Source organism: Myroides sp. N17-2 (genome assembly GCF_002286775.1).
Taxonomy (GTDB): Bacteria; Bacteroidota; Bacteroidia; order Flavobacteriales; family Flavobacteriaceae; genus Flavobacterium.
The window spans coordinates 35161-47683 of the sequence record NZ_NSGJ01000025.1 but is presented as its reverse complement, the minus strand read 5'-3'; the positions used below and the strand labels follow the sequence as shown (position 1 = coordinate 47683).

The window sequence follows — 12523 nt, the reverse complement described above, 5'->3', positions numbered from 1 at the left end:
TCTTCCGTTCTTAAATGTCTATTTTTAGACAATTTCTCCTTTTATTTAGTTTATTGGTATATGTTGCAGGGTTTCTTGTGGTTTTGTTTTGAGTGAGTCCATAATGAGTCCATAGTAACTCCATTAAAATAGGCTTTTTAATGGAGTCACTATGCTGTCACGATGTAGTCATTATACATTCATCCAAAATTATTCTACTATATAGTAAGTGGTAGATAGTAATCTCGGAGGATTAGGTAGAGAAAGTTTAAATGAAAAGAAGTGTTTGTTCTGATTTAGGATAGATTGAAGAATCAATCTGTTGAATAATACAAAGATACTTACTTTTTTTAATATATGAGAAGAGGTAGTTTTTTTGTTTAAAGCGATTGAGTATTTCGTAATTGGGATTTAAGGTATGATTGATTACGTATCTTTACACTTTTAAATTACAGTGAATATGATTAAAGTAGTACCCTTAAAAGAAGGAGATTTTTATGAAGATGAGGTAAAGAACTTTTTACCCATAGGAGATAAGGTATTAACCACAGAAATACAGTTAGCAGTACAGCCCTTTTTGATTAGAACAGATAGCCATAATACGTTACTTGATGTAGGTTTAGGTTATCAAGAGAATGGGGAGTATGTCATCGATAAACTATTGGCAAAAGAGGGGTTAACTCCTTTAGATATTGACAGGGTGCTGATGTCACATTTGCACAAAGATCATATCAATGGGCTAGTAGAAGAAACAGATAACGGATATGTAGGGCGCTTCCCGAATGCGAAGATATACATTCAGCGTAGAGAAGTTGCCTTTTCAGAGTTGTCGATGGATGATATTTCTTTTGATTACGATATTTTAGAAGAGGCATTAGCTTTGCCAAATATTGTATGGATGAATGATGATCAGGGCAGTATAGATGAGCATATCACTTATCAAGTGGTAGGAGGACATACGCCGTATATGCAGGTGTTTTGGATTAAAGATGAGGAGCAAATCATATTCTATGGTGCGGATAATCTACCGAAGCATAGTTACCTAGAATTTAATATGGCATTTAAGAGTGATTATGACGGTAAGTTAGCGATGAAGTGGCGTACTGAATGGAAGATACAGGCGGAGGCAGAGCATTGGACAGTGTTATTCTATCACGATATGGAACGAGCAGTGTATAGTTGTGAGTAGATAAGGTAATACTACTTAGAATATTATAAAATAAATAAGACAGAAAGCTACGAATAGTAATAATTAGCAAACTCCATTTAAGTAGGAACTAAATGGAGTTTAATACAAAGAGAAAATTAAAAAGGATACTTTATATCGTTGTTTACAAGCCAGGTATCAAGATTATAAATACATCCTCTTACAATTTCAATTTCTCCATAATAAGGTGTTCTACAAGAACTTTCTAAAACAATATTGTTATTAATAATACTCTTTATTAATTGTAATTGATTATCAGAATAAACTTTTTCAATCTTATCGATTAAATTAGCAAGGTTATTTGCAACGTATGGAGTACGTTCTACTTGATTTAAGTATTTCATCATAAAAGCATTTTCTAATTTGGCCATAATTTTATAGTTAAAATATTATGTAGCAAACCTATATCATATAAAAAACTAAAAAAAGGACACTATTATAGCTAATAGGACATTAACTAAATTGTAAATGGCTTTAATTCAGATGTTTGTTTTTGGGTATAAAGGACAATATTTTTAGATACCTTCCAAACCCTTATAAACACTAGGTTATAATAGGGACAGTTTAATAAATTTTTTAGAGACCTTTACTTGGCATTATTTTATAGTATTGAGTTTATTGAGAGAGTACTGTTCTATCACGATATGGAACGAGCAGTGTATAATTGTGGGTAGAAAGTTTTAATAAATTCCTTAAAGTGTTGTATATTAGATACTCATTCTTTTAATATGAATAGCTATGAGTAAAAGAGATTTGTTTACAGCATTTGTTAAGTTAATAGGGTTCTACTTATTTCTTACCTATTTTTTGTCTCTATTAAGTAGTCTGTACTATTTGATTACTGTAAAGGAAAATACCTTTGGTAATTTACTAGCAGATATAGGTCAACATATATTTTTGTTAGTAGTATTTACTCTGTTAATGTTATATGGAGATAAGATAGTTAGTCTTTTCCGTTTGAGTAAAGGTTATGAGACTGATAATATTGAGGTAGGTAACGTGACTGCTATTGATATTGTTAAGGTGGGGATATTTATTATTGGTGGAATACTTATTGTGTTTAAGCTGCCTTACATGATTACGTGGATTATACAGCGATTTACTGTAGCAATCAGAAATGAAAATATGCCTCTCTATGGTGAGTATGGTGCTTTTACCGCTTTTACTAGTTTAGTTTTAGGATTCTTACTGTTAACTAATTTTGGTAGAATAGCCAAGTGGTTTGTCAAATGGAATAAAGAGGAATAATATAACCCTTCTAGTCTCGTGATTAGAAGGGTTTTTTGTGTTGTATATAGAGCGTATTTAAACTTTAACTATTCTATTTTTTCTTTATTTGATCAAGGGATATATTGAGTTATATTATTTCTAATTCTATACTTTTTATTTTTAATTAGTCTTTTCTGTGTGCTTTATTATTTTATAATAGGTGTTATAATGCCTTCTATTTAGAATTATTCTTGTTAGTGATGTAAATAAGTCTACATTTGTCACTGTTTAAAATAATTCTAAATAACAAGTGGGTACGCTGAACAAAGTTACATTATTGATGGCTCTAACGATGACTTCCATAGGTTGGAGTCAAGTGAAGAAGAGCATAATAATCACGAATCACCATAATCAAGCAGTGCAGAATGCTGTGGTAGTTATCAATGATCAACAGCATAAGACGGATAGAGAGGGTAAGGTACAGTTTGACTTAAAACAAGAAGCTACCTACACGATTCAAGTTTTTGCAGATAGCTATCAAAGTGTTTCAAAGACAGTGACTACTATTGAGGCGATCAGTAACTCGATAGCATTAGATGTGGATAATACTTTATTATCTGATATCATCGTTCGCACTAAAGATGATGAGCAAAAGAATAGTAATCGCAATATTATTCGCGCGGTTACAGTGGATACGAAGAGTGAAATACTACGTCCAAGTTCTCTGAACGACTTGATGAATAAGACGACAGGTGTACGTGTTAGACAAGGAGGAGGATTAGGTGCGGAGACAAATATTAACCTAAATGGCTTCCAGGGAAATGCGATACGATTCTTTAAAGATGGTATTCCTATTAACTATATGGGGCAGGGATATAATTTGTCAAATATACCACTAGATGTGTTAGATAAAGTAGAAGTGTATAAAGGTATTATTCCTGTGCACTTGGCAAGTGATGCATTAGGGGGAGCGGTTAACTTAGTCTCTTCTGCTATTCAAAACAATCAATTAAGAGTCTCTACTGAGTATGGATCATTTAATACTGTGCGTTCTGCTGTCAGAGGGCATTATAATCTAAATGACAACTTCTATATAGGAGGTGAAGTATTCTATAACTATTCAGATAACAATTATAAGATTAATACACCAGATGCAGAGTTAGCAAAGACTCACGCTAAGGTCAAGCTGTTTCACAATCGCTATAAACACTTCTATAGCAATGCTTATATCGGAGCTAATAATCTATCTTGGGCTGATAAGCTAGAGTTGGGAATTAGCTATTATACGATAGATAAGCAACTTCAGAATAGCCCAACTTCTATGGCTGTTCCTTACGGAGGTATTCAAGATAAGCAACACAGCATTGTCCCTACACTCCGCTATAAAAAGAAGTTCTTAAATGATAAGATTTCTGTAGATCAATTTCTTTCTTATAACGTGGTTAAATCACAAGCTATAGATACTCTGAAAGGGAGATATAATTGGCTAGGAGAGTTTACACCTAGAGGATTTAGAGGAGAGGGAGATATGCCGATGGATGCTGATATTGATATGACTTTCTTTACTTCTAGAACACTAATCGGCTATGAGATAAATACCAATCATCAGTTGTGGTTAAACAATACTTATAATTATACTAAACGAGAAGGAGTAGATCCTTATGGAAGAGTTCTTCAAGATTTAAATCAAACCGTGATAGAGTTACCAACGCATTATAAGAAAAATGTAGTAGCAGTTGGGGTGACGAGTCAGTGGTTAGATAGCAAGCTAGAGACTAATGCTATCCTGAAGATGTATAATTATTCAAGTAAAGGACTGAACACAGGGAGTAATGTAGATCTAACAGCTAGAGACATACACAGTGTGTCAGATAGTGATTTTGGGTGGGCATTAGGCGCTAAATATAAAATAGGCGAACAAACTAATCTTCGCTTCTCTATAGAAGACGCTAGAAGATTACCAGGATATACAGAGTTATTTGGTGATTATATTTTTACAGCATCAAACTTTAATTTAAAACCAGAAGAGAGTCTAAATCTAAATTTGGGAATAGAGCAAGAGGTGGGGAACTTGGCGTATAGTTTTAATAGTTTTTTCAGACATACACGAGATATAGTTGTTTTAGTTTCAGGTAACCCACCTCTTTCTATTTATGTGAATAAGGAGAAGGCTAATGGCTATGGTTTTGAAGGAGATGTAAGTCTAAAGGTAGCTAATCATTACAAGTTTTATGGAAACTTTACGTGGCAGAGCATTCGCTATGGGGAGTTTGATAAAGCTTCTGACAAATGGCTAAAAGGCAATAGAGTACCTAATATTCCTTACTTCTTTGCAAATATAGGTGCTGAAGCAAAGTTCGATAATATACTGCGCAAGCAAGATCAATGGACTGCGTATATGAATGTAAACTTCGTGCGTGAGTTCTATATTCAACCTATAGACAAATCAATGGAACCAAGTGGATTCTTAGGATTATTTGGCAGTAGTAAAGGGGATGTAAAGAACATAGTTCCTGATCAAACATCCGTTACGCTAGGAACAGTGTATGAATTAAAAGATAAAGGAGTATCTGTAGGTGTTGAGGTTAGAAATCTATTGAATCAAGACTTATATGATTACTTCAAAATACAGAAAGCAGGTAGAAGTATCTATTTAAAACTTAACTATAAACTCAATTAGTATGAAACTTATAAAACCACTATTATCGATGTCGTTTGTGTTTGCACTTGTGATGACATCTTGTTCTTCTTCTGATGACAATAATCCTGTCACTCCAGTAGATCCAGAAGTTAAACCAAGTCAATATTTTGTAATGACTTTATCTGAGGGGAAGGGACCTATTAAGAATGGTTTCCTAAAAGCCTATTCTACTTTGCCAAAAGGAGCGATAGATAATGCAACAGGGAATACTACTGCATCAGGTGGAATGGGAGGTTACCGTCAGTATGGTAACCGTGTATATAGAATGTTTGATGACAATAACTCTCGTGCTTTAGGGCAATTTGTCTTTGATGAGAAAGGATTTTATACAACTAAAAGTATTGCTGTAGAACCTAAGATCGCAGGTTCAGGAAACTTTACTTTGACGAATGACTTTACAACAGGATATTACTTTGAAGGAGCACAACCAGCTCAAATACAGGTTTTTGATCCAGTGAGTATGGCAAAGAAAAGTATGTTAGGTGATTACTCAGAACAGATTAATGCGTTAGAGAAAAAGCTAAACCTACAAGGAGTGAATTTTAAAGCGATAGGTCAGCATCTACTAGCTATCAATGGCAATAAGTTATATGCAGATATCACTTTTGGGAAGAATCAAGGTGCTCAGGGAGGTATGTTTGATGGAGTATCTAAAGATGTGCATATCGCTGTTATTGATTTGACTAATGGCAAATGGATAGGGGATACAAGCGTGAAAAACACAGGGAATATCGCTTTTGTGGATGAGAATCCATTATACTACTTCGATGAGAATAAGGACTTGTATTTTATCTGTCAAGGGATAAAAACAGGAGGATTAGGAGACCAATCTAAGATAGCTCGTATAAAGAATGGCTCGAATGAAGTAGATCAGTCTTGGGAGTTAGATTTTAATAGTTTATTCAACAGTGTTTCTCCAGGTAAATTCTCAACTATCTATGTAGAGAAAGGCAAGATCGTAACCTTAGTAAATGATGCACCGTTAGCAGATCCACAGAAGATTAACCTAACGCCTATTTGGAAATATGTCGTTATAGATGTTAAGAGTAAGGCTGTTACACCTATTCAGATAGAAGGAGTAACATTAGTAGAGACACCGGCAGCTTCTTTAGGAGTATCTAAAGTAGATGATAAGAAGTTTATCCGCGTGGTGAATGACACGAAGCTTGGGTACTATGAATTATCAAGTGATTTGCAGAAAGCAACTCCATCTATAGAGATTCAAAAAGGAGGAAAACCTCAAGGGCTTTTTAAAGTAAACAAGTTATAAGAGATAATCAATGAAGAAGTATGTGTTTATTGTTTTAATGATGGTTATGAATTTGCAAGCACAGAATAGTTTTAAAGTAAGGGTAGAGGTCACGGTAGATGACTTCGCTAAGACAGAGGATGCTATTTATCTAACGGGAAATTTCAATCAGTGGAAGCCTAAAGATGAACGCTATCTAATGCAGAAAGTAGCAGGTACAGGTAATCAGTATGCTGTAGAGGTAGAGAACATCATTCAGGGGGTGCTAGAATACAAATTCACAAGAGGTACTTGGCAGTCTTTAGAGTCTTCTACTCAGGGGAGGTTAATCAATCTACACGATGTGATGATAACAGAAGATACTGTGCTAAAGAATGAAATCAAGGCGTGGAGAGATCAGTTTAAAGCATCTACTGCTCCTGATGATTTGATCGTTCTAAAGAACTTCTATATGCCAGAGCTTAATAGAGTAAGGGATATACGAATTTATCTACCGAAAGATTATGAATCTAGTGAGAAACAATATCCTGTATGGTATATGCACGATGGACAAGATTTGTTTGACGAGGCAACATCAGAAGGGAGATTAGGACCTGTAGAATGGGAAGTCGATGAGACTGTAGCTAAATATGGAGATCAATATATCATCGTAGGGATAGATCACGATTATCAAAAGAATCTTAGGGAGAAAGAGTATTCGTTCTTTGCTACTCAAAAGAATCCAATAGCAGAAGGGCAGGAATATATCTCGTTTATCGTGGAGACCTTAAAGCCTTATGTTGATGCACAGTATAGAACCTTGAAGGATGTAAAATATACAGGTATAGCAGGGGGATCTCTAGGAGGGCTAATCTCACTATATGCAGGATTAACGTATCCAGAGACATTTGGCAAGATTGGGGTATTCTCTCCGTCGATATGGCAAGATGACAATAATCTAGATGTTTACATAAGTAGGTTATCTGCTAATCAACTTGAGAAGATTCAAAAACAACAGTATTATATCTATGGTGGTGAACGTGAGAATAGAAAGAAAGGAGATGGAAATGTAGTTAGAATGGATGAGGATATCTTGAGGTTTTTAGAAGTACATCAGTCTAGATTAAAGTTGAATTATGAGTTAAATATTAATCCAAGAGGAAAGCACGGCGCTTGGTATTGGCAACAGGCTTTTAATTGGATGATAGCAGACTTATCTAAAATAGAAAGTAATAATTTTTAATAATAACAATATGAAATACATCAAATCACTAACATTTATGAGTGCTACGGTGTTAGCAGCAATGGGAACTACTGCTACAGCACAAACAATAGATAAGAATCAACAAGTAGGAAAGGGACTTTATGAGGTTGCTTATAACAGTGTAGATAATGGAGTTTATGTAGCTTCTGTACTTGATTTTAAAACAAAAGAAGGAAAGATCTTTAAGTTAAATGGAAATGACTTATCAGTAGAGAAAGAGTACAGTGTGAATGGAAATCCTGTGTTCGGTATCGCTGTAAATGAGAAATCTCAAAAGATTTATGGTACGAATACAATCACAAATGCTGTAACTGTATTAAACCTTAAAACGGGAGAAACAAAAGTAATTCCAGGTACTAATGAAAGTGGACACAATAGAGAAATCGCTATTGATGAAAAAACAAATACTATCTATGCTTCAGATACACAAGAAGACGGTAAGATTTGGATTATTGATGGAGAGAAAGATGTGTTGAAAGGATATATTGACAACACAGGAATTCATACAGCAGGTCTGACGTTTGACACAAAGACTAAGAAATTATATGCTGTAAATATGGGAACAAATGAGGTGGCTATTATTGATCCTCAGAGCAAGAAAGTAATCAAGAAGTTCGCTTCAGGTGGTGAAAGCCCAATCAACGTATCAATCGATGAAGCAGGAAGAAGATTATTTGTTACTAATTCGTCAACAGGTTTAACTGTATTAAATGCAGATAGCGGAGAATTACTTAAAGTAGTTAAGTTTAATGGAGGTTCTTTAGGAGTTAACTACTTGCCTAAACAAGATAAAATCGTTTTAGCAAATAGAGTAGGCGGTAAGACTGTTATCGTAGATGGTAAATCTTATGAGGTAGTGAAAGAATTAGAGACAGGAAGTCATCCTAATACTGTAGCTGTAAATAAAAACTCAGGTATCGCTTATGTAACGAATAAAACTAAGAAAATGCCTGCAGTAGAAGGGCAAGAAGCTCAAGTAGATACTAATGGTGATACTGTTAGTAAAGTACAATTATAATCATTTATCCTACCATATATTTTATCTATAATTAAAGAATGGCTACCCAGTAGAGGGGTAGCCATTTTTGCATATTATAAACCGTTCTTTATATTTTCTGCTAATTTTAAAAAAGGCTTTAAGCAGAGATAAGGATTCTTTCATACCTTTAGCACTTTATATAAAATCAGTGAATATGGCACTACAGAAGATCTTAGTGGTAGATGACGAAGAGAAGTTGCGCAAGCTCTTATCGCGTATTATAGAGTTAGAAGGATTTGAAGTACATCAAGCCCCTGATTTAAAATCAGCGACTAAGAAGTTGGCACAAGTACCTATCGATGTGGTGTTATGCGACGTTAAGTTGCCGGATGGAAACGGAGTAGCATTCGTAGAACATATTAAATTAGTACATCCTACCGTTGAGGTGATTTTACTTACGGCCTATGGGAATATCCCTGATGGGGTACAGGCCATTAAGAATGGCGCTTTTGACTATATCACTAAAGGGGATGACAACAATAAGATACTTCCGCTACTATATCGTGCCTTAGAACGCGTGGCAGTAAACCGTACGTTAGAAGAGAATAAAGTGGAAGTAGAAGAAGAGGTTACAGGCTTTGATCAAGTAATCGGCAAGTCTTCTTCTTTTATGGCAGCTATTCACTTGGCTAAGCGAGTTGCTTCTACCAATGCTACAGTATTATTAACCGGAGAAACAGGAACAGGAAAAGAAGTATTCGCACAGGCTATTCACCGAGTAAGTAATAGAGCGAAACACAGCTTCGTAGCGCTTAACTGCTCTGCTTTTAGTAAAGACTTATTAGAGAGTGAATTGTTTGGGCATAAAGCAGGTTCGTTTACCAATGCGATGAAAGATCAGAAAGGGCTATTCGAAGAAGCACATCAAGGAACTATATTCTTAGACGAAATAGGAGAAATGCCTATCGAGCTTCAAGCTAAGTTACTTCGTGTATTAGAAACAGGAGAGTTTTTAAAAATAGGTGATACTAAACCAACAAAGGTAGATGTGCGTATAATAGCAGCTACTAATCGCAACTTCGAGAAGGAGATAAACGAGGGACATTTTAGAGAAGACTTGTATTACCGTATTTCTGTATTTGAGATTAACCTTCCTGCATTGAGAGAGCGTATTGATGATATTCCGTTATTAGCAGAGCTTTTTAGAAAGCAGTTTGCAGCAGAGCAACGCAGTGCTGTACAGGCTATCTCTACTGAGGTATTAGAAGCAATGAAGTTATATCCGTGGCCAGGGAACATTAGAGAGTTGCGCAATGCGATGGAGCGTGCTATTATCTTGTGTATGCACACCAAGTTAGAAGTAAGTGACTTGCCTTATGAAGTACAACAAAAATACAAACCTACAGAAGACGGTCTATCAGCTCTTGATTTGGCGTCTGTAGAAAAACAACATATCCAAAAAGTACTTCAACATACGAATGGCAATAAAACCAAGACAGCAGAACTGTTAGGTATTGCCTTAACTACGCTATATCGCAAGATGGCGGAGTATGGGATAGGGTAGTTTCTAAATATTACAATTTTTTGTTTTTAGAACTTTAAACGTAATAATTTAAATGACGGATACAAGATGGCTTAAAAAGGCCAAGTTTATAAAGATGGCTTTTTTAGGCCAATTTATATAACTTGGCCTTTTTAGGCCATTTTTTTAATATATTTGTATAGAGAAATGTAAGATTATGATAGCAGTTATAACAGGCGATATAGTAAATTCGAGGAGTGTAGATCCAAAGGAATGGCAACCTCAATTGAAGTCTTTTTTAGAAACAAGCATTAATGACGTGTCTAAATGGGAGATATATAGAGGAGATAGCTTTCAGATAGAAACAACGATAGAGAAGGCTTTTGAACTTGTTTTGATGATTAAGGCTCTAATTAAACACATCAGTAATCTTGATGTGAGAATGAGCATAGGCATAGGTGAACAAGGTTATACTTCTGAGAAAGTAATAGAGTCTTATGGGCAAGCATTTATTAATTCGGGAGAAGCATTTGAAGAGTTAAAGGATAAGACTTTGCGTATAAAGACAAATAATAAAGAGTTTGACGATTATTTTAATCCTATCTTAGGGTTGATTAGTTTTATAGCTGATCAATGGAAACCTGTAACTGCCGAAACAGTCTTTTATGCACTGAGCAATAGGAATATGTTGCAGAAAGAAATAGCTGTATTGATGAATAAAGACAGTACTACAGTTAGTAAGGCTCTGAAAAGAGCTGCTTATGAAGAGGTAATAGATATTCTAAAATTATATTCTAATAAAGTAACATTATGCTTGACTTAATCATCAAAGTAGTATTTGCTCATTTAATAGGAGATTTTGTACTGCAAACAAATAAAATGGTAGCCGATATTAAACATAAGGGGATTAAGTCTCCTGCCTTACTTAAGCATACTGCTATTCATTTTATTGCTCTATTGGTTATTACAGGATTTGAAGAGAAGTATATCATTGGGGTATGGATATTATCTATGTTGCATTTATTGATTGATATATTTACTAAAACGTACTTGTCAAAAAAACTAAACTCAATTAAGGTACTACTCATTGATCAAGGACTACACGCTATTAGTATTGCTTTGTTTGTTTACTATTATTATCCTTTTGAGATAGATTGGACGATAATAATGGGTAAGAATGCTTTAGCACTATATAGTGCAATAGTACTATTAGTATATGCATCTCCGATTATTATTAAGAAACTGATAGAGCTTCTAAATTTTACTGTACCTAGTAATGGATTAGCTAATGCAGGAAAGTATATTGGTATCCTAGAACGTTTATTTATATTCTTATTTGTGGTATTGCAACGTTGGGAGGGAATAGGTTTTCTATTAGCTGCTAAGTCTATCTTTAGGTTTGGAGACTTGAAAGCAAATAAAGAAGTTAAACTGACAGAGTATATCTTGATTGGAACCCTTATGAGTTTTGGATTGGGAATCGCGATAGCGTTACTGTATAGTTTTGTTATTTCGCTTTAAAAGATATTTTTATGATATATATAAGCTCCTAATTAGGGAGCTTTTTTTATACCTTAAAGAATGAGAATGTATCATACTGCACGTAATCATTATGATAATTATGAAACACTTTTCATTTGCTGATGTATGTTAAGTTACTTTTAAAGTAGTTATTACAAACAGGGAAAAAGTTCTATCAAGGTAGGTGTTTTTTGAGCTCTTTTCTTTTAGATAAAGGACTATTCTATATCAAGTTCTCTTGTTACAATTTGTTTTTGTTCTCTACGTTGAGATTTAATCTTTACTGATTTTAGTTGTTTCTGATATTTATTCTTATCTCCTTTAAAATGCATATTTCCTTCTGATAAGACAGAGTTTTGCTTTACCATCATCCCATTATAAACACAAGACTCTATACCACAATTATGTTTTGAGTAATCACCGAAGTTTCTATGTTTAATACGCTTATCAGTTAATATTTTTTGTTGATTATTTCGAATATCATTCCATATTTTATCTTTATCTCCACTAGTTAGATCTAATTCTATTGTAGATAATTCAAAGTAAACTAAAGGATCTTTTAGTTGTAAAAACGCATAATATTTTTGAAATAACTTATTAGCATACTCTCGAACAGTTACTTTATCAGCAGTACTTAGTCGTTCATTTTCTATTATTGACCGATATAGGCCAAGAGTATTAAAATCTGTATATTTTTTATAATTATCGATAAAATAGAAGTATTCTTCTAAGGTCAATTGGTTAAATCTCTTTCCTATTTTCATATCCCAAAAATAAAGAAAAAGAATTTGTATATCTATTTAGTCTTATAATATAAAGTGAGAGCCTTTCAAAATGAAAGGTTCACTCCATAAAACCCTATCAAAACGATAGGGTTTCTTTTTTGGCATCTGTGCCAAGTTTTTATAACTGA

Annotated in this window: 11 protein-coding genes; 9 read left to right on the top strand and 2 right to left on the bottom strand. The window is 34.1% G+C overall.

Going from position 1 to position 12523, the window contains the following annotated elements:
• Positions 1–439: 439 nt before the first annotated feature.
• A complete protein-coding gene (locus tag CF599_RS11495) occupies positions 440–1168 on the top strand; it encodes an MBL fold metallo-hydrolase (RefSeq protein ID WP_121966164.1) in 729 nt (242 codons plus the stop codon).
• A gap of 116 nt (positions 1169–1284) precedes the next feature.
• Here the strand turns inward: CF599_RS11495 and CF599_RS11490 are convergent, their stop codons facing one another.
• Positions 1285–1557 carry a hypothetical protein gene (locus CF599_RS11490; protein WP_121966163.1) on the bottom strand — a complete coding sequence of 91 codons (273 nt, stop codon included), beginning with the start codon at positions 1555–1557 and terminating at the stop codon, positions 1285–1287.
• Between the two features lie 367 nt (positions 1558–1924).
• Between CF599_RS11490 and CF599_RS11485 the strand changes: the two genes are divergently transcribed.
• The 8 genes from CF599_RS11485 to CF599_RS11450 all read left to right on the top strand — a co-directional run bounded on the left by CF599_RS11485 (position 1925) and on the right by CF599_RS11450 (position 11610).
• Positions 1925–2434 carry a hypothetical protein gene (locus CF599_RS11485; protein ID WP_121966162.1) on the top strand — a complete coding sequence of 170 codons (510 nt, stop codon included), beginning with the start codon at positions 1925–1927 and terminating at the stop codon, positions 2432–2434.
• A gap of 271 nt (positions 2435–2705) precedes the next feature.
• A complete protein-coding gene (locus CF599_RS11480) occupies positions 2706–5075 on the top strand; it encodes a TonB-dependent receptor (RefSeq protein WP_254050288.1) in 2370 nt (789 codons plus the stop codon).
• A 1-nt stretch (position 5076) separates the two neighbouring features.
• A complete protein-coding gene (locus CF599_RS11475) occupies positions 5077–6366 on the top strand; it encodes a hypothetical protein (RefSeq protein WP_121966161.1) in 1290 nt (429 codons plus the stop codon).
• Between the two features lie 10 nt (positions 6367–6376).
• Complete coding sequence (locus CF599_RS11470; protein WP_121966160.1) at positions 6377–7567, top strand: alpha/beta hydrolase; 1191 nt, start codon at positions 6377–6379, stop codon at positions 7565–7567.
• A gap of 10 nt (positions 7568–7577) precedes the next feature.
• On the top strand, positions 7578–8606 hold the full coding sequence (locus tag CF599_RS11465) for a YncE family protein (protein WP_121966159.1): 1029 nt from the start codon (positions 7578–7580) through the stop codon (positions 8604–8606).
• Positions 8607–8781: 175 nt separating this feature from the next.
• Positions 8782–10131, top strand: coding sequence for a sigma-54 dependent transcriptional regulator (locus CF599_RS11460; RefSeq protein WP_121966158.1), 1350 nt, complete (start codon positions 8782–8784; stop codon positions 10129–10131).
• A gap of 175 nt (positions 10132–10306) precedes the next feature.
• Entirely contained in the window at positions 10307–10912 is a 606-nt protein-coding gene (locus tag CF599_RS11455; RefSeq protein ID WP_121966157.1) for a SatD family protein, read from the top strand.
• Positions 10900–11610: a DUF3307 domain-containing protein gene (locus CF599_RS11450; protein WP_121966156.1), complete on the top strand. Its 711-nt coding sequence runs from the start codon at positions 10900–10902 to the stop codon at positions 11608–11610. Before CF599_RS11455 ends, CF599_RS11450 begins: the two co-directional genes overlap by 13 nt.
• 218 nt (positions 11611–11828) lie before the next feature.
• Here the strand turns inward: CF599_RS11450 and CF599_RS11445 are convergent, their stop codons facing one another.
• Positions 11829–12374 carry a hypothetical protein gene (locus CF599_RS11445; RefSeq protein ID WP_121966155.1) on the bottom strand — a complete coding sequence of 182 codons (546 nt, stop codon included), beginning with the start codon at positions 12372–12374 and terminating at the stop codon, positions 11829–11831.
• Between the last annotated feature and the right edge of the window lie 149 nt (positions 12375–12523).

Coding starts and splice junctions, on each gene's coding strand:
- CF599_RS11475 (WP_121966161.1), top strand. CDS start 5,077: ATGAAACTTATAAAACCACTATTATCGATGTCGTTTGTGTTTGCACTT.
- CF599_RS11445 (WP_121966155.1), bottom strand. CDS start 12,374: ATGAAAATAGGAAAGAGATTTAACCAATTGACCTTAGAAGAATACTTC.
- CF599_RS11485 (WP_121966162.1), top strand. CDS start 1,925: ATGAGTAAAAGAGATTTGTTTACAGCATTTGTTAAGTTAATAGGGTTC.
- CF599_RS11450 (WP_121966156.1), top strand. CDS start 10,900: ATGCTTGACTTAATCATCAAAGTAGTATTTGCTCATTTAATAGGAGAT.
- CF599_RS11470 (WP_121966160.1), top strand. CDS start 6,377: ATGAAGAAGTATGTGTTTATTGTTTTAATGATGGTTATGAATTTGCAA.
- CF599_RS11490 (WP_121966163.1), bottom strand. CDS start 1,557: ATGGCCAAATTAGAAAATGCTTTTATGATGAAATACTTAAATCAAGTA.
- CF599_RS11460 (WP_121966158.1), top strand. CDS start 8,782: ATGGCACTACAGAAGATCTTAGTGGTAGATGACGAAGAGAAGTTGCGC.
- CF599_RS11495 (WP_121966164.1), top strand. CDS start 440: ATGATTAAAGTAGTACCCTTAAAAGAAGGAGATTTTTATGAAGATGAG.
- CF599_RS11455 (WP_121966157.1), top strand. CDS start 10,307: ATGATAGCAGTTATAACAGGCGATATAGTAAATTCGAGGAGTGTAGAT.
- CF599_RS11465 (WP_121966159.1), top strand. CDS start 7,578: ATGAAATACATCAAATCACTAACATTTATGAGTGCTACGGTGTTAGCA.